20 protein-coding genes are annotated in these 18,713 nt (G+C 31.9%); 6 read left to right on the plus strand and 14 right to left on the minus strand.

Annotation, left to right across the window (positions count from 1 at the left end; genetic code table 11):
• Positions 1 to 9: 9 nt before the first annotated feature.
• From BQ5367_RS05180 to BQ5367_RS05225, 9 genes are all read right to left on the minus strand, one after another.
• On the minus strand, positions 10 to 573 hold the full coding sequence (locus BQ5367_RS05180) for a hypothetical protein (RefSeq protein WP_071441485.1): 564 nt from the start codon (positions 571 to 573) through the stop codon (positions 10 to 12).
• A 106-nt stretch (positions 574 to 679) separates the two neighbouring features.
• A complete protein-coding gene (locus tag BQ5367_RS05185; protein WP_071441486.1) occupies positions 680 to 1,735 on the minus strand; it encodes a hypothetical protein in 1,056 nt (351 codons plus the stop codon).
• A complete protein-coding gene (locus BQ5367_RS05190) occupies positions 1,732 to 2,415 on the minus strand; it encodes an ABC transporter ATP-binding protein (protein ID WP_071441487.1) in 684 nt (227 codons plus the stop codon). The genes BQ5367_RS05185 and BQ5367_RS05190 overlap by 4 nt, the downstream gene beginning before the upstream one ends.
• Positions 2,415 to 3,791, minus strand: coding sequence for an ABC transporter permease (locus tag BQ5367_RS05195; protein ID WP_071441488.1), 1,377 nt, complete (start codon positions 3,789 to 3,791; stop codon positions 2,415 to 2,417). Before BQ5367_RS05195 ends, BQ5367_RS05190 begins: the two co-directional genes overlap by 1 nt.
• A gap of 1 nt (position 3,792) precedes the next feature.
• On the minus strand, positions 3,793 to 5,271 hold the full coding sequence (locus BQ5367_RS05200) for an ABC transporter permease (RefSeq protein WP_071441489.1): 1,479 nt from the start codon (positions 5,269 to 5,271) through the stop codon (positions 3,793 to 3,795).
• Between the two features lie 42 nt (positions 5,272 to 5,313).
• Entirely contained in the window at positions 5,314 to 5,745 is a 432-nt protein-coding gene (locus BQ5367_RS05205; protein WP_071441490.1) for a hypothetical protein, read from the minus strand.
• A gap of 431 nt (positions 5,746 to 6,176) precedes the next feature.
• Entirely contained in the window at positions 6,177 to 6,671 is a 495-nt protein-coding gene (gene dfrF, locus BQ5367_RS05210; protein ID WP_002322211.1) for a trimethoprim-resistant dihydrofolate reductase DfrF, read from the minus strand.
• Between the two features lie 307 nt (positions 6,672 to 6,978).
• Positions 6,979 to 7,458, minus strand: coding sequence for an MGMT family protein (locus BQ5367_RS05215; RefSeq protein ID WP_002322212.1), 480 nt, complete (start codon positions 7,456 to 7,458; stop codon positions 6,979 to 6,981).
• 310 nt (positions 7,459 to 7,768) lie between these two features.
• Positions 7,769 to 8,440, minus strand: coding sequence for a helix-turn-helix domain-containing protein (locus BQ5367_RS05225; protein WP_002322214.1), 672 nt, complete (start codon positions 8,438 to 8,440; stop codon positions 7,769 to 7,771).
• Between the two features lie 496 nt (positions 8,441 to 8,936).
• On the opposite strand from BQ5367_RS05225, the gene BQ5367_RS05230 reads away from it, so the two are divergent.
• From BQ5367_RS05230 to BQ5367_RS05250, 4 genes are all read left to right on the plus strand, one after another.
• Positions 8,937 to 9,998, plus strand: a complete 1,062-nt coding sequence (locus tag BQ5367_RS05230) for a replication initiation factor domain-containing protein (protein WP_256756141.1) — start codon at positions 8,937 to 8,939, stop codon at positions 9,996 to 9,998.
• Complete coding sequence (locus BQ5367_RS05235; RefSeq protein WP_002610247.1) at positions 9,998 to 10,201, plus strand: excisionase; 204 nt, start codon at positions 9,998 to 10,000, stop codon at positions 10,199 to 10,201. Before BQ5367_RS05230 ends, BQ5367_RS05235 begins: the two co-directional genes overlap by 1 nt.
• Before the next feature lie 78 nt (positions 10,202 to 10,279).
• Positions 10,280 to 11,473 carry a site-specific integrase gene (locus tag BQ5367_RS05240; RefSeq protein WP_070421219.1) on the plus strand — a complete coding sequence of 398 codons (1,194 nt, stop codon included), beginning with the start codon at positions 10,280 to 10,282 and terminating at the stop codon, positions 11,471 to 11,473.
• A 1,030-nt stretch (positions 11,474 to 12,503) separates the two neighbouring features.
• On the plus strand, positions 12,504 to 13,103 hold the full coding sequence (locus tag BQ5367_RS05250; protein ID WP_071441492.1) for a hypothetical protein: 600 nt from the start codon (positions 12,504 to 12,506) through the stop codon (positions 13,101 to 13,103).
• Positions 13,104 to 13,501: 398 nt separating this feature from the next.
• Here BQ5367_RS05250 and BQ5367_RS05260 read toward each other — a convergent pair whose 3' ends face one another.
• The 4 genes from BQ5367_RS05260 to BQ5367_RS05275 all read right to left on the minus strand — a co-directional run bounded on the left by BQ5367_RS05260 (position 13,502) and on the right by BQ5367_RS05275 (position 16,379).
• Complete coding sequence (locus BQ5367_RS05260; protein ID WP_071441494.1) at positions 13,502 to 14,734, minus strand: ATP-binding protein; 1,233 nt, start codon at positions 14,732 to 14,734, stop codon at positions 13,502 to 13,504.
• A gap of 14 nt (positions 14,735 to 14,748) precedes the next feature.
• Positions 14,749 to 15,450, minus strand: a complete 702-nt coding sequence (locus tag BQ5367_RS05265) for a LytR/AlgR family response regulator transcription factor (protein WP_071441495.1) — start codon at positions 15,448 to 15,450, stop codon at positions 14,749 to 14,751.
• Positions 15,451 to 15,514: 64 nt separating this feature from the next.
• A complete protein-coding gene (locus BQ5367_RS05270) occupies positions 15,515 to 16,081 on the minus strand; it encodes an accessory gene regulator B family protein (protein ID WP_071441496.1) in 567 nt (188 codons plus the stop codon).
• On the minus strand, positions 16,068 to 16,379 hold the full coding sequence (locus BQ5367_RS05275) for a helix-turn-helix domain-containing protein (protein WP_071441497.1): 312 nt from the start codon (positions 16,377 to 16,379) through the stop codon (positions 16,068 to 16,070). Before BQ5367_RS05275 ends, BQ5367_RS05270 begins: the two co-directional genes overlap by 14 nt.
• 308 nt (positions 16,380 to 16,687) lie before the next feature.
• Between BQ5367_RS05275 and BQ5367_RS05280 the strand changes: the two genes are divergently transcribed.
• On the plus strand, positions 16,688 to 17,872 hold the full coding sequence (locus BQ5367_RS05280; RefSeq protein WP_071440703.1) for an IS110 family RNA-guided transposase: 1,185 nt from the start codon (positions 16,688 to 16,690) through the stop codon (positions 17,870 to 17,872).
• A 163-nt stretch (positions 17,873 to 18,035) separates the two neighbouring features.
• On the opposite strand, the gene BQ5367_RS05285 is transcribed toward BQ5367_RS05280, so the two are convergent.
• Positions 18,036 to 18,332: a helix-turn-helix domain-containing protein gene (locus tag BQ5367_RS05285; RefSeq protein ID WP_071441498.1), complete on the minus strand. Its 297-nt coding sequence runs from the start codon at positions 18,330 to 18,332 to the stop codon at positions 18,036 to 18,038.
• Between the two features lie 228 nt (positions 18,333 to 18,560).
• Here BQ5367_RS05285 and BQ5367_RS13255 point away from each other — a divergent pair, with 228 nt between their 5' ends.
• Positions 18,561 to 18,710 (plus strand): AgrD family cyclic lactone autoinducer peptide, encoded by a 150-nt coding sequence (locus BQ5367_RS13255; protein WP_161940473.1) that lies wholly within the window; start codon positions 18,561 to 18,563, stop codon positions 18,708 to 18,710.
• Positions 18,711 to 18,713 lie beyond the last annotated feature (3 nt).

Consider the following 18,713-nt stretch of genomic DNA (forward strand, 5'->3'; position numbering starts at 1 on the left):
AGATAGCTTTTATTGAATTTCATATACATGAGATTCAATGACCAGTTGATCTTGCTTACCTTGTTCAACTAAAATAAATGGGTCTGAATATATGTTAGCTTCTTTATTTTCACTTATAGTAACTTCAATAAAACCATCATAGCCCTCAAATTCTCGACGTTTAAGAATAAAGTCTTCATCTAGTTCATAAAAAGCACTAAAATAGTTTAATGTTTCATTTAAAAAATTATCTTCTTGTAATTGGAATACCTCATATAACAAATATTCTAAACAATCTTTATCATTACACTTTGAATTAATTAAATGATTCTCTGTCCAGCTTATAAAAACTTCATTATGCCAGTCCTTGCCTTGTACATAAATAACGATTCTTCCTGTTTCATCTTCTGTTTCTGTATCATAAAGTTTAGAAGCGACTACAACACCAATTCTATCCTCATCTAATCCATATTTTTCACTGGTATATGGAGTATTTGCTAATTCGAGATTTATTGTAGGATCATTTTTCTCATTGCTGTGACAAGCTGTTAAAACAAGTGTAGAAAGTAAGATAACTATTATTGACTTTTTCATTTTATGCCTCCTTTTATTAGGAAATCTATAGGTTTATCATATTTGCTCATCGTTGAATAGCATGTTAAATGATAAGCTTACTTTCATTTTATTCTGTTTTTTCTTCTTATGTCAAAGATAATAAGGAAATTGTCATAGTTTCACTGATATAATCCTGTTCAAATATATAGATACCATTATTCATTGCTAAAGTATTTAAATTATCTACAGAATTATAATTTATCGATGTAGTTATGATGTCAATGGAATCATAATATCTTAAGATTACTAATTCGCCTGCTTCATTATATGAATAGTAATAGTCATCATATTGAAACCAAAATAATGTTTTGATGGGAGTGTCAAGTTGAATCTTATCTTTTGTGTTACGATCAATAACATATGTATTAAGTAAATCCTGCATATTGCCGCCATCAGGTTCTGTGTAGTTTGAAACTAAAAGAATATCATCAAAAATAAGATAATGTGAATAGTGTTCTAAATAATATTCTTCATCATTGATAATTACTAGATTATCTTGGTCTGATGAATATTCCAAGACAAGGGCATCATCATAGTAATAATTTGTTAAAGTATAGTCATCTATTTGAAGAGGCTTGCGCTCTATTTCTTTATATCCGGCTGAAGTAATCTCATTGATGATAAGATCATTATCTTCATCATAAACCAGATATGCCTTATCGTTTTCTTCATAAACAGATAAATGCCGATAGTTACTGGTTAAATCTACGGATTGAGTGTTCTCACGAAGAAAGGAGTAATGACCGTTTTTCTCAACATAATAGGAAGTTGTATTCATCTGATTTTCATAATCAATGATTACTTTGGTATATACATTATATTCGCTGGTGGAAATAGAAACATGTCCATATGTTTCATCCTCTTGAATAGGATTGGTGTCTGATTCCCTATATTCCTTTGTTTCAAAATCGTAAATACCATACCCATGTAAAATATTATATTGATCATATTTTTCAATGCAAGCACTTACTTTGCCATCAATCGTACATCCCCAAGCTGCCGTATTTACAGGTATGTTTTCAATCGTCGAAACAGGTTCGATCGTATATCCTGTATCAAGCATATTCACTTCAATTGTTCTTTCTTTTTGACATCCTACAAGCGTAAATAAAGCGAGTAAGCTAACTGCTATTTTTTTCATTTTCTTTCCTCCTTGCTGATCATTTTCTTCTGATCGATCATAAGCTGAACATCTGCCATTTCCGCAAGCTTTTGATTGTGTGTCACCATGATCACACATTTCTTTTCCTCATGTGCTAATTGTAGAAATGCATCCATGATTGACTGACTGGCAGTCTGATCTAAATTTCCTGTCGGTTCATCTGCAATGATGACTTTAGATTCTGTAAGGATCGTCCGTACGATAGCTACACGCTGCTGTTCACCACCGCTTAAACTATTCACTTTACGTTTCGCTTTCTTTTCATCAATGCCATATTTAGCTAATAATTCAACAACTTTTTTCTTATCAAGAAATGATACATTGCTTGAAATATCCATTGCTATCAAACAGTTTTCAATTGCATTCAAATGGGGAATCAAATTATAGCTTTGAAAGACCATTGATACACCACTTCGGCGATATTTATCCAGTCCGATCTCTTTGATTTCTTTTCCTTCATAAATTACTTCACCTTCATAACGCTTATCAAGACCTGCAATCACAGAAAGAAAGGTCGTTTTTCCAGATCCGCTATCACCTAAAATAGCGTAGAATCGTCCACACGAAAAGCTGATATTACAGTCTTCAAAAATAATTCTTTTTCCATCACCATCTGGATAAAAATAATTGAGATGTTTTACTTCCAGCACGTGCTCCATTAGTTCCAGCCTCCATTTCTTGATAAAATACGATCATTTAAAATCAGCATCATTGAACCTAGTACACTGATAAATACAACGGCTAATGTTTCAATCGCTGCATACAATGCCTTTACTCCATTAAAGGACAAGGTTTGAATATTGTCATTGATATTGCTGCTGTCCAAAGTTGTACTAGTAAATTTAAGTAATTCACTTTGCAGCTCAACATTATCTTTCAGCATCATGATACTTAATTGATTGGATATGAAATACCCGATAGCGATTCCGATTAAAACAGCAACTACACCAATCAGCATATAAGCCAGTGCATAATGAAGAGTGATCTTAAGTTTTGATTGGCCTAGAGAATAATAAACGCTCATCTCGGCACTCTTTTTCTTTAATAAATAATAAATACTAGAAATTAGTATCAAAGCAGTAATGATAAAAACAATGGAAAATATGACCTGATATACATTTTTTATTCTCATAACAGACTGGATGATACTTCCGGTATTCGTTTCGGTAATCGTGAGATTGGAAGGAATATATTCTAAAGCTTCTATTTCTCGATTAAACTTTCTGATTAAGGAATCTAATTTGTCCTGAAAGCCTACATAATCCTGATAATCTTTTAGATAAAAGCAGATATGGTTAAGCGAGTAGTGATAGCTGTCGATGGTTTCATTTTGAACTTTTGTCAATAAAAGATCATGGAGTATTTTATTTGATAGAAGAACACCTTGGGAATTCACAAATGAATCATTCTTTTCATAATAGATACTTTGTTTCTTGTGTTTATAAATACCAATGACTTCTACAGTGATATCTTTGTGGATACCGCCATTTTCATCATCAGCTTCACCTAAGGAAATATGATCACCAATTTTTAGGGATGTTTCATTACTAACTATAATATAAGGAACGCCTGAATCGATTTCTTCCTGTGAAAGAAATCTACCCTCGACAAGCTCGATATGATTATCCAGCAAATAATTTTCATTTGAAACACCAAACAGTCTGTATCCTGTCAAAAACCCCATTTCTTTATCATAGCCACTGTATAGATCCATTTGGATATTATAATCTGCATAATCGATTTCTTCCTCTTTCTCGACTTCTTCGATCCAAGTAATGATTCTTTCAAAGTAATCATGATGATAATCATACAGAGTGATCTCTGAACCTTCAGGTCCTACTACATGGGTATTGCCGATCTCATATCTCAAGGATAATGTATTAGCAATATTTGCTTCCATTGAATCGTCATATCCAAAGAAATGTATCAGAGATAAGAACAAAGACATGATCAAAAGAATAGAAAATATGATCATGGTTTCTACTTTTTTCTTTATGATTTGATTAAGTACATTTCTTAGATAATAGCTTTTCATATTAACTGTCCTTCAATAATTCTTTTGGATCAATTCTTTTGATCAGGAAAATCAAAAGAATACTTTCAAATAAACATATACCTATGATATAAACAGATGTGATCTTTATATTATCAGTAATTGATAATGGCTGCAGGATTTCTTCATAGTGCTCAACTTCAATTTTATAGCTGCTATCATTGAACTGAACAGATTCTTCCTGAATGATCTGATCCTGAACCAAGCGGTTTGCTACACGGACGCCGATAGTTTGAGTGACAGCGAAAGATACTGTGATTGCAATCAACGATACGATTAACATTTCAAGAATATATTGGATGACAACAGCTTTAAATGATTCACCCAATGATAATAATATTCCAATTTCTTTCTTGCTTGTTTCAATGTCGAACAAAAGCAGGATAAATGTGATGCAGATGCAGGCAATGAAGCATAAGGCTGAAATGTAGAATATTGATTTTGAAATAGAGAGAATATTACTGATTGAAGAAAACTGTGTTTCCATGGTCGTGCTGTATGTATATCCTTCATCAAATTTATCAGCATAGTTTTCTAAATAGTTGATAAACCCTTTAAAGTCATCAATTGTAGAGAATTTGAAGATCGTTGGATGAACGACAAATGCACTGTGTTCTTCAAGATAATTATCATATGTTTCATTTGCGATTTTCAGCGGAGATTCGATCATTTCACCAAAAGCAAGTTCAGGAATATAGATAGGTGATTCCAAAAAATTTGACATAGTTTCCATTGAAACACCATTTTCAGCATTGTAAACACCAATGACCGTATATGTGTGTTCCTTATAATGTACGATATTTCCATTTTCATCCTGAACAAATTCTGAAAGTACGATCTCATCACCTAGCCAGACAGATAAAACTTTTCCATCTCTATATTCTCTAAAGCCATTTGGAATGATACAGACATGTTCACCATTGATTAGCTCATTTTCATTAAATGTTCTTCCAGCAACCAAAGTTGCAGCTTTCATTTCAATATCTTTGGGTACGCTACTACGTACACTTTTTACATCTGATGAAATTAGCCAGAAAGTGTTGATTTGTTCCCATATTTCTTCATTGCTGATAGGTGAGGAACCTCCACTGTCATATAGTGTTACATTATCGCCCTCAATTTTTATGGATCTGATCAAAGACCTGAAAGCTTTATTCGTTAAATTGAAATCATAGTAACTAGGAGATGTATGAGTGGCAATATCACGGATCGTTTCTTCATATTCAGCTGTTTCCTGTAAAAAAGTTTCTAATTCCATGCCTTCTTCTTGGATATTTGGATTGATCTCAGCATAGATGTCAAATTCTCCAATAATACTGTTTTCTAATTGTTTGGAGATATTCTGGATATACAGTGAAGAAAATAACATTGAAAATAAGACAATAAAAACTACGCATTTCAAAAAAGTCTTACTTAACTTCTTTGTGAGATCTAATTTTACTCTGCGTAGTATTCGTTTCATGATAACTCCTCTAAGAATAATTCATTTTAGATAATTATGTATTTAATCAGCTCTCACTGTATATGTAGCTGTTCTATCTTTAAATACATACATTCCGCTACTGTTAAGTATATCATATCTAAAGGAAACTGTAATATTTAAATAAGTACCTTTAATATCTGCTGTTATTGAATTTTTAACAATACCACTAGCTGAAATGTTTTGACTATCTTCTTGAGTAACATTCGCATATACAGCATTATATTCTTTAATTAAAAAGTTATTTTCTCTGGTTACGTTAGCACCTACATGCACATTAAATATTATGAAACTTGAACTATTTATAGAAGTAATAAACCTTTCGTCGCCAGAAACAAAATTGGTTGCTAAAGTTTCGATATTTTGTGTTGAATCATTTGCATTGACCATTGTTGTAGGAACACATAGACAAAAAGCAGTAAGAATAGAACATAGTATCGAACTAATTTTTTTCATATTTGCACCTCCTCAATATATTATCGATATATTTTTCTCAATATCTTAAATAAAGGTATCAATAGAAATGTTTTGCAGCGTGATTACTAACAATAGCAAACAACTTGTATATAATTGATTAATAACAAATAAAAGAATTTTACTAAATTTTATATCTAATTTTCGATTATCCGCATAAACACTATACTTTCAAGTATTTTGAAGTATAGAAAAAACTCATTTTACCACGAATTTACCACGATTGAATGAGCCTTGATATGACCTATAAAATAACACCCAAAAGACATCATTACACCTAAATGGTGTCTTTTTAAAAAGCAGTCAATCCTAAGACTAACTGCTTTGTGTGTATGGATATGAAATTGTCAAACTGGGATTTGTCTTACAACAATTTATATATGCATAAAAAGCAATATATTTATGAAAACACCCTAAATCCAAAATCTACTCAATTCATTTTTCCTTACATAAAATGTTCTCGTATATTTCACTTCCTCACCAAGTGTTTCCCCTATCAAAACTTCAAAATCATTGATATCAAATTCTGGAAAGAATGTATCTCCATCTTCAATATTTAAATCTACTTCTGTGATATACATTTTATCTACTATTTGCAAAGCTTCCTTAAATAGTCCATATCCACCAGATATGTATACATCTCGTCCTTTAGCCAATAATAATGCATCTTCTAATGATTTAACTGAAACTAAATTATCTCCTTGATACTCTGTTGTGGTGGAAACAACAATATTCATTCTATTAGGCAACGGATGACCGATTTCTTCATAAGACTTTCGCCCCATAATAACCACATTACCCGTTGTTAACTCTCTAAATTGCTTTTGTTCTCCCTTTATTTTCCATGGTATATTACCATTCTTGCCTATAACATTATTCTTTGACCTCGCAACAATCAAACCTATCATCTATTTCATCCTCCATAATATGATGTCGTACCTGTGATTCCATCAAGTGCACCACATCTTAACAAACTCAAAATTATCTCGAACTAACCAGCTCGACAAATTCTAGTTTGTCCGTTTCTTCATATCCACATTATATCATTTTCATATCTGCACCACAATAAAATTTTATGCACCGATAATCTTAGTGAACAGCTCTAACAAACACCATTTCATCACTCCAATCTGAAATTTAGGTATGAAAAAAGCAGTCAATCCTAAGACTAACTGCTTTGTGTATAGAGATATGAAATTGTGAAATAGAATTTGCCTATTTCAAATCAAAAAGAGAATTTTCATAGTCCTTTACATAGTATCGTATATTTTTACGCCCCTTTTGAATAATGGTATGTCCCTCTGCTTCTAATTTTTCTTTCTGTGCTTCAATACCATTTGGATATTTAGCATTTAATTCTCCGTTTGCTTTTAATGTTCTCCAATAGGGTGTTTCATCTTCGGAACGCTGATAACTCGCCCACGCTACAATAGAAACAAATATACCCGCTGTAATCGGCTCTGTAAAATCTGCACCACTCAATTTTGCAAAGTGTTCTCGTATTTTTCCAACCGTAATCACTTTACCATACGGAACTTTTTTCATTACTTTGTCATAGTCAATCGGGGGAGCAAAATACATTTTGTTTCCACCATATTTCTCAATACTTTTCTGGTCTATGATAATTTGAAATTTTGGCATATCCTTACTATCATGCAACATAGCATTAAAATCTTTTTTATCTTCATTTGCCATTTGTGCCACCTCCTACTTTAAGGATAGTCTGTTTCTTATTTCCATGCAATGAGGCTGTTTGAAAATTATTAACACTTTCAAATTTGTCGCTTTCTTCATATCCATATTATAACAGTTCCATATATCCGCCACAATAAAAATCAGCATACCCTTAGCATTTATGGAACAAAAATGCACACTTTTTCTTTCTTCCTCTTGATTACCCCACAACAGAAAAGAAAAAGCCCTGTCAAGAGCCTTGCCACCATTGGTGGTGCTTTGCACTCTTTACTGGGCTTTTTGTTTGCTGTATCTTCCATGCAAGAGGAAATTAAAGACCTCTGTTCCATTTCGCCTTTAGATAATCTTCATAGTCTGCTTCATTGAAGTCTACTTGTGGAGAAGTGTCGGGAATGTTGTTTCTGTTGTCTATATCCGCAAGCTGACGAAATATCCAATCATCATAAGGGTCATGGTATTTATACTCTTTGGGCTGTTCTCTGTATCGGTCTAACCCTCGCATTTCCTTATGCACTTTTATCATGCGTTCCAGTTTTTGACGCTGTATCAACTGCTTGATTTCCATAAGTTCTTCCAACTCCGTAACCTCATTGGTAATGTAGTTATGGATATACTGTATGAGTTTATATGCCTTGTAAAATGTGCATTCTTTTTCATCATCGAAAAATTCATTTTCAGACAGGTAATCTAAGGAAACATTGAAGTCTTGTTCCCGTTTGATAATATCCATGATATAGGGCTCGGTGTGGTCAATATACTTCCATTCTCCCGACAATAATTCATTGGGCGTTACACCCAGCACGTCCATTATCTTCTCTAACGTATCAAAGGTAGGATAATTCACGCCACGTTCAATCTTGGAAAGGCTCTGCATATTGATACCGATTTTGTCCGCAAGTTCCTGTTGTTTCATTCCTCTGTGTTTTCTTATGGTCTGTATGTTTTCTCCTAAGAAACTGATTTTCTTTTCATAATGCTCCATAACTTAGTATAACCGCTCCTTTCGTTGCTTTTCTTGGTATTTATAAGCATATCATACTTAATCTATATCTAAAAGTCAACAAAAACTTCTTGACAAGTAATTCTAATGGAGTTATTATCGTATTAGACAGAGTGATTAAGCACGCTAGGGTCAATCACACGCTTGAGTAAGCATATAAAATATATATTTTCACTTTGATAGCATGAATAAGCATGGACTATCAGACCGAAAATAAGGTTTCTGACTGGGGCTGTTCCGTTTAGCCACGAGCCTTACAAGGCTCGTGAGCGTTAAGAACGGGGCAGACACAGGAAGAAAGGGAACGCCTTTAGGCGTTCGTAAAGGGCGTATATGTAACACCGCCCTGCGCATACATGTCATAGTACCTAGAAACTGTGATAAATAAAGGAAAAAACACGATTTTTACCCCGCAAAAAAACGGGAAGTACGAAAGGAGTAATGCACTATAACTACACACAAAAATTTATCCGTTAAGATTGATTACATCAGCATTGTATTTGAAACCGCAACCGCAGAAGATGTCATCATGCACATTTTAGGTTTACCGACTGACATTTTCAATGTCTATCCGGCAAGCGTTAAATTCAAGACTTATCAAGCACGCTGGCAGATTGGAGATATTTATGTATCAGGGGACGCAAGAAAGACAGAGGACAACCCACAAGGGCTAGGCTGTTATCTTGTTATGACTGGCAGAGGGTGTGATGATATTTTCCGTATTCTCGACAGTAGGAATTATACCTTTGGGGATATGTTCAAACATTGTGAGCGAAGATACGGACTGGATAATTTCCATTTCACAAGGCTTGATATTGCCATTGATGATAAGAACGAAAAGCCATTCTTTACCATAGAGCAGATAAAGAAGAAATGCGAAAAAGAGGAATTTATCTCGAATAGTGAGGGCTACCACTTTGATGAAAGCAAGTTTGATGATTTCGACACCGCAAAGACTGTTTATATCGGTGCTGGTAAATCGGGATTGTCTTACCGCTTTTATGACAAGGATAAGGAAGTATGTTCAAAACATAATAAGACACTTAATGAAGTCGGCAGTTGGAAACGGACAGAAATGCAACTGCGTGATGATAAGGCTCATGTCTTTGCCATGACATTCAAAGACAGACCGCTGGAACTTGGGAAACTGGCTTTCGGGTTATTGGCAAACAACCTACGCTTTGTTGTGCCAAACAGAAACGAAAGTAATAAAAGCAGATGGAAAACGTGTCGGTTTTGGGAACGCTTTTTAGGGGCTGTGGAAGTCTTGAAACTGCAAGTACCAAAACAGCAAAATTCCCTTGAGGAAACACAGCAATGGCTCACAGAGGGTGGCGTGATTTCTGCTGTCAAAAGTTTTTATTTCTTGGAAGAACATGACGCATTAGGTGGACTGGAACGGGTGGGAACTATGCTTGATAAGGCAAGATACAGCACTTCCCTTTCCAGTAAACTGACCGCCCATTTACAGAGGATAAACCGCACCGACCTTATCCCCTATATCCAGTATGACACGAAACATGGGAAAGGGGGTATCTGATGAATAACAACGATATTCCCGTATGGGAAAAATACACCCTTACCATTGAAGAAGCGTCAAAATATTTCCGTATCGGAGAAAACAAGCTAAGACGCTTGGCAGAGGAAAACAAGGACGCTGGCTGGCTCATTATGAATGGCAACCGCATACAGATTAAACGCCGACAGTTTGAAAAGGTCATTGATAAATTGGACGCAATCTAATGCAAATGAGCCTTGTATGTGTTATGATGAACACAAGTCATATCAAGGCTCTTTCCAACAAGGAAAGGAGCAGACACCATGAAAGAAAAAAGACGGGATAGCAAAGGACGTATCCTGCATACTGGAGAGAGCCAACGAACAGACGGGAAATACTTATATAAATATGTGGACGCATTTGGAAACACAAAATATGTGTATGCCTGGAGATTGACACCCACAGACCCGACACCAAAGGGAAAACGGGAAAAACCCTCACTTCGAGAACTGGAACAGCAGATAAGACGGGATATTGAGGACGGTATCGACAGCACAGGCAAGAAAATGACGCTTTGCCAACTTTACGCCAAACAGAACGCACAGAGGGCAAACGTGAAGAAAAGCACACAGAAACAACGGGAACAACTCATGCGGTTATTAAAAGAGGACAAGTTAGGTGCTAGGAGCATTGACACAATCAAGCTCTCTGACGCTAAGGAATGGGCGTTACGCATGAAAGACAAAGGCTTTTCCTACAATACCATTAACAATTATAAACGCTCATTAAAAGCGTCATTCTATATCGCTATACAAGACGATTGTGTAAGGAAAAATCCCTTTGATTTCAAGTTGAGTGAAGTCCTAGAAAATGATACCAAAGAGAAAGTCGCATTGACAGAAGAACAGGAACAAGTCCTACTGTCATTCATCAAGACGGACAATGTGTATCACAAGTATTATGATGATGTGCTGATACTGTTAAAGACTGGACTTCGTATCTCGGAACTGTGCGGACTGACAATCATGGACGTTGATTTTATCCATGAGGTTGTAGTTATCGACCACCAGTTACTAAAGAGCAAGGAACAAGGCTATTATATTGAAACGCCTAAGACAAAAAGCGGAACAAGGCAAGTGCCATTAAGCAAAGAAACGATACAAGCATTTCAACGAGTGATGAAGAAACGCCCAAAGGCAGAACCATTTGTGATAGACGGACGGGGCAACTTCCTATTTGTCAATCAGAAAGGCAAGCCGAAAGTTGCCATTGATTACAACGCCTTATTTGTCCGTATGGTAAAGAAATACAACAAGCACCATAAGGATAACCCCTTGCCACATATCACACCACATACGCTACGCCATACGTTCTGCACAAGACTGGCAAGCAAGAACATGAACCCGAAAGATTTACAGTATATCATGGGACATTCAAATATCAGTATCACAATGAACTGGTACGCTCATGCGTCCATAGATACCGCAAAATCAGAGGTTCAGCGTCTAATCGCATAAGAAGTATTTACCACGATTTTAACCACGTTTGATAGCGAAAATATAAGAAGATAGACCTAGATATGTGAGGTTTACCACAAAAGCAAAATGCCCGTAGAGCCTATAAAATAAGGCTTTGCGGACATTTAAGAAGATATAAAAAGATAGTCAAAAAGACATATATAATTTATAATAAAAATACTATTTATTTGTTTGATTTTATTTCTAAGATTATTCTATTGTTCGCAATGAAATATGATATCATAATTTCATGTCCTTTCTTGCAATTGTTAATAATTTCTACTGTAATTACTATATATCATGTAAATAAAACATAAACAATATGTTCTGCTTATCATGCACTTTTTTTGATTAAGATGCAGAAAAAAATTAACTAAATGTATAGTTGTTTTATGTTTATCTATTAATATTATAATTAATTTAGTTCTTATCAAATAAAATGGTAATACTTATAAGACCTTTATTAAAATCTTTCTTTCTGAAAAATATTCCATCATATGACAGTACTATATCATATAATTCACTTTCAAGGCTATTAGCATTAAAATCTTCCTTAAATGGAAACAACATTTGAATTAATACATGCTTATCTTTTTCTATTGATTTAATAAATAACCTTTCGTTTTTGTGGCTCAAACATTTTGTAGAAGAAATACCAAAAGATAATGGAATAGAGAATAAATCCATTAGATCATAAAGTGACATAAAATTAAAATCAGTGTACTTCATAACTGTTTTGATATTTGTTCTATTATTATTTATTTTATTTAACTGGCTATTTAATATTGTATTTAAAACATTAGCGTCTGAATTCAATTATTCGATTAAAGTTTTGTATATTATATTAAAATTGCGACTTATACAATATAATTGTCACTTATGCAATTAAAATAGAATTATTGGGAAAAAGAATGTATTATATATTTAGTAAAAGATCTTTTATTATTTTCTAATTAGAGATAATTGCTCATGTGTTTTTATCTTTAAAGCTTTCTCACTATTGATTAACGTATGGAAAAAGGAGGACTATATGAAAAAATTATTTTACATACCGATATTGGTTTTCTGTTTATTTTTTAGTTGTGGAAATTCAATAAAAGCTAATGATGAATTTGAATTTATACCATATAAACCACAAACATTATACGAAGACGAAGAGTATTCAACTGTTGTTACTTTTATGCCTGTGCTTCAATCTTTTGATGTTAATGAAGAATCTCTATCTCCTTATGCTATGCCGGGTTATTCAATTAGAAATTTAAAACATACTAAAACTTCTATTGATGGTTATTTAGTACATCAGTCAGGCTTTAGCGCAGGTACAACTAAGCATTTAACTTTAAAATATTCTTATACAACATCAATCAGTGGGGTGTTGGCTATTGGAGGTGCTGATGTAAATATGCAGTTGGGTCTTAGTACAACTGAAACAGTGTCATTTTCTGATACATATGAGGTCCCATGTGAGTATACACATAATGGAAAGAGTGTTTCAAGATGTGTTATTCAGTATCATCCAGTAATTGCTACTTATACATTTGATGAATACTTTTTAGGAATAAAAAGTGGACAAGGAACCGCTTTGGTTCTTGTAGGATTGGAAGAAGTAAAAAATTTTATATATGCTTAAATTATGAAATTCATAAAAAGGTTATCTAACAATATTTCGAAAAGTAAATTAGATTATATTTTTATAATCATTGGTATTCTCATCATTGTAATAATAAATGTTGCATATTCTATTATATCTAATACTAATCAAAATTTTTTGACATGGCAAGGATACATGAATGATCATATGGATATAATTTATGTTATGAGTTGGTTGATGTTTATTGGAGGAATAATAAATATTCTTTATCAGTATGATAAGAAATAGATTGACTGGCTTTTATATAAATTATAATGTTAGATTTACTATTTAAGATTGGTAGGAGAAAATTGCCCTACCAATTTTTAATAATAAATTTGCATAATTTGTATATATGTAGTATATAGTAGAAATTTAATATTAGCAATATAAGTTTATTATTTCATAGTAATATTGGGTTTATTGAAAGAGATGATCACTTTTAAATAATTATCTGAATCTTTAAAAGTATTCATAATACCATTATTCGTTTCTAATATTTGACCGACTATTGACAGTTGGTTAAAGTTAATATCTTTATAGCTGTCTGAATATGAATAAATACATTTTATAAGAATTTGTTGATTGATTTTATTTGAAGATATTAACACCATTTTTTTTATTTTTTTTGTTGCTAAACATGAATCAATAGCATTATTAATTAGAGTAGCAAATAACTCGATTTCATTTTTTTTATTTAAAAAAGAAAAATTATTATAAGTAATATCACACTTGACTAGGATATTATTCTCAATAATTTCGTTTAATCTGTAATTCAGTATTGAGCTAATGATAGATGAGTTTGTATTAATTATATTATATTTTTTTAATAAGTCATTACTTAACTCATCAATTTCTTTTGATAATTCTAGATCATTAATATTTTCTGCTTTCTTATATATTTGATTTAATTTCCATATTGTATTATGAAGAAAATCAAAGTTATTTTGATAAAGAGTGTTAATTGTATCATATTTAGACTGTATCTCTCTTACTTCACTTTCTAACTGAATGCTTTTAATTGACTGAAAGAAAACATAGATTGTTATCAAATTAGCTATTAGTAGACCTAAAATAATCGGCACAAGTAAAGCATTGGTTCGGAAGGTAGAAAAATACTCATTTAAATTGATAAGAAGTAGTATCGTGGTTAGAGGCAATATAAAAATTAACCATATTTTTTTTGGCAACTGATATTTAATATATATATTGATAAATTTACTTAAAAGATTTAGTAAGGTATAAGTGACAATAGAAGAAAGTAATAAAGCAATGGTGTATAAGTGAGTATTTATACTATTTTCATTTAAGCCAAAAACTAGATTCATAATATTAGCAGAAAGGACTTCGGAAAGTGTTGCAATAGAAAGAAATAAAACTAAAGTAAGGATTTTCTTTAAAGGACTACCAGTAAATATCAGAAAAACAAAAATAATATAATAAGTAATCATTGAAAAAGTCCCCATCAGTTTTAAACTAGGATAGCTTCTAGAAGATAGAATGATAATACCTATGAAGATAAAAACAGGTAATAAATATTTATTTATATTTTTTATACTAAGTACCTTCATCGAAAAAATAGTTAAATTAATTAGTAGTAAAAGATTTCCAATTAGCATGTTAATAATCATTGTACTAACCTCATTTAAATCATAGTCTTCAAACTTTCTAGAAATGCTTCTTCTAGATTTTTTTTGTAAGTTCGAGATAGAGGGACTTTTTCTCCATTAAGTAGAATAATATCAATATCTGTTAAACTACTGATATACCTTAAATTAATCAAAAATGATTTATAAGATTGTGCAAAATAATACGATTGTAACTTATCAATCCAATATTTTAGCGAATATGGTGTTTCTAATACTTCTCCAGAAAAAAGATGTAGATATGTTTTTCTACCCCTATATTCTACATAAAGAATATTTTTTACATATATTTTTTTAGGATATATTTTATAGTCAGTGAACTGTACATTATTTAATAAATAATCGTTTATTACATCTTTTAGTTCTATGTTAAAAATATCTTGATTTATAGGCTTTAAAAAATAACGATTTGCATTTGCTTTATATCCGTCTATTAGATATTTAGAATAATTAGTAATAAAAATAAGTTTAATATCTGGATTTATTTTTCTAATATTTCTACCTATATCAATGCCGTTTTCAGTATTACCTTCAATGTCAAGAAATACTAAATCAAAATCTATAGAATATTTATAAATTTGCTCAGAATCAGTACATATTTTTATTTCATATTGTATATTTTCTATGGCAAAAAAATTTTTAATACATTCTAATAAATTATTCAAATCTGATACATTGTCTTCAAATATTAATATCTTCACTATTTGAAATCCCCCTACAATACTGCTTATTTGTATTTTACATCAATGAATTTTATTTGACAAGTTACTGGATTTTGTTCTTATTTTGCTTTTTCGACAATATAAAACTTATGATAAAAAAAATAAATAGTAATGTAATTATGTTTCCAATATAGTTGTATTTTGTGTTATATAGTATTAAATACAGAAAAATATATATTATTTCAATTAATTCCGCTCTTTTTCCATATACCTTTTTTTCTATTGCTAAAACTCGTTTATTTGGATGATCAAGTACTCCTATTCTATTAGTCATAGTTAAACATATAATAAAAATGAAACAGCTTAATATAAATGGTATTCTTCCTATTTTGATTGCTATCATCGGTATTGATAAAGCTAGGATAAGACTTCCGATAAAACATTTTTTCATTGTTGACATATGATATCCTCCAATATATCTTCTTAGAGGAATAAAAAGAAGAAGAAAAATAACAACATATTCACATATATCCAAAAACAATGAAATAGGAATAATAATCAATATATATTCCATATATGTTAAAAAAATCATAAATCCGTAGTCAAAAACTTCTTTTTCCATGTTTATGCCATTCATTAATAGATATTCATAAATTCTATCTTTTTTCATTATTTGATCCTCTATTTTTTATTTTAAATCGATTAATTACAGCTTCAATAGTTGTATAGTCATCGTCTGTTAGCTTATTAGCCGTTATTTCTTCTGGATAATTGTCAAAAACTAAATATTGTAAAGAAACGCTTGATATTAAAGATATCATTAGTAGGTGATCTACAGTTGGTGTTGAGATGCTTCCTTCCCAATTTTTAATACTTGCAGGTGATACGCCAAGTTTAGCAGCAAATTTTTCTTGAGATAAGCCAAGTAAATTCTTTCTTACATATTTTATTTTTTCTGCTATATTCATGATATTAATATTATTCCTGGTATATTATAAATGACTCATTTAATAGTCATTTACAGTATACTTTTCCTTTCTATCAACCCTTTAAACCGTGGTTGATTACGGTTTTGTTAATCTGTAAAATTGAATAATGTGAATGTGGATTTGTATTATTCCTTGTGGCTTGACTACTTTAAGGAGGTTCTTACCACACCTTATTCCTAAATAATGATGAGTTAGATGAGTCTTTGAATTCGTATTTTGAACCAGGTTTTGTGGTTTAAGTGTTGTGGATACCATTTTCACGTATTTTAAAGAAAGGATTTTATATCATGAAATTAGTTGGAATCGACATTGGAAAGAATAAACACTTCTTTTGTATCATGGATAAAGATACCGGAGAACTTATCGTTCACCCTGCTTCTTTCTCTAATGATAAACATGGCTTTGATCTGCTTATTCAAAATCTTAAACCTTACTCTAAAAAATCTATCTTAATTGGTATGGAAGATACCGGACACTATCATTTTGCTTTGTTGAGATTTCTTCTGGATAGAAACTTCTCCGTTGCTCTTATCAATCCTACAACCACTGATTTTTCCCGTAAAATGCAAGGTGGTATTACCAAAAATGATAAGCTCGACACTTTGACTATTTGTGATGTCCTGGATACTCCAGAACGTAAAAAGCAGTATCGTATCACGAAAGTTAACAGCTTCGATCTTTATGAACAGAAACAGTTAACCAGACATCATCATAATCTGAAGGAAGAGCTCAATGTCTACTCAAACCGCCTGCAAAGGTGTATTGATATTGTATTCCCTGAATTCAACAGTCTGTTTGATTCCAAATATAGCCGTGTATATATGGCGGTGCTTAAAACTTTTGGCAGTGCTGAAGCTATCGCTAATGCTGATATAAGAAGGATTCGTCGATGCTTTGAATACAAAGGCAGAGGAAGACGTATTTCTTTAACCCCTGAAATGCTTAAGGATCGTGCAAAATCCTCTGTTGGAATTCCTTCATCAGCAGACGTTATTCAGATCAGACATCTGGTCGATCAAATAGAATTGATCCATGAGCAAATTACTGAAATAGATAAAAAAATAGAAGAGTTCTCGCTCAAGACAAACTCTCCTATCCTCTCCATACCAGGAATTTCTCATTTCTCTGGTACTTCTATTTTAGCGGAATTAGGAGATATAAGCAACTATTCTAATGCAAGAAAAATCATAAAGGCTGCAGGGGTGGCCCCTTACCATTACGAATCAAGTCAGTTTGCTGCACAGCATACAGCTATTGCCAAGAAAGGATCAAAGTATCTTCGAAAGACCTTGTATCAGATCATACTGACAGTTATTCGATGCAATCCTGTATTCAAGGAATACTATCAGCTTAAGATCTCTCAAGGCAAGGGACATCGCTGTGCTCAAGGACACTGTGTAAGAAAGCTGCTTAGAGTTATCTATCATTTAGTCACTACGAATCAGCCATTTAATCCTGATTTGTTAAGATAAATAATTAACTTCAAACAAATTTTAGAAATTCCCTTCATCAAGGTTGTTTTCATCATGCCCAAAAAGTACAAATCACTATTCACTTTTCAAAGAACAGCTCCAGCTAACATACAAAACTAGAAATTTTATATTTTCAAACTTTTTCATCTAATTCTCTTGATTTTTATATAGTTAGCTCCTTTGTTAGCTCTTTATAAAGGGACCAGATAATTTTTACTTGTTCATCTGTCAATCCATTTAAACTTAAAGGCTTCTTCTCCTCAATAGTTAATAATTCATCACATCTTTTGTCTAATATGATGCTCATCCGTTTTAATGTTTCGATAGTAGGAAACTTTACTCCAGATTCCATACCGATTATTATAGATTTTTCTAATTTTATTTTTTTAGCTAATTCTTCTTCAGTTAGTCCCTTTGATTGTATAGCTTTGTAAATTCCATTTGTTGAATTAGTAACCATTATGTCCTCCAAATATCTATAATTAGATTTTATAAGCAAAATATAGATATGTAATTGATAAAAAGATTAAAAATAGTATATCAATATACTAAAATTATAAAAAAAGTATAGTTATATATTATAATTAAAAGTATTATTGCTTGTTATGCTAAATTATTGTTACTTAATCATTATCAGTTTATTTTTTAGTTTAGAAGTTTAAAATAAAAGCATAAGGAGGATATGATTATGAAAAATATCATTACTAAAACACTATGTAATTCATTTGCCTTTGTTCTTTCTTTTTTGACTATTTATACAGTAAATAGCACCTGTTTACTTGGACTAGGGCAAGTAAAAGAACCAGAAAGTTTAAACAAGTTTAAGAAATTATCCTAATTT

The sequence above is a fragment of the Traorella massiliensis genome (assembly GCF_900104665.1).
In the GTDB taxonomy this organism is placed as follows: domain Bacteria; phylum Bacillota_I; class Bacilli_A; order Erysipelotrichales; family Erysipelotrichaceae; genus Traorella; species Traorella massiliensis.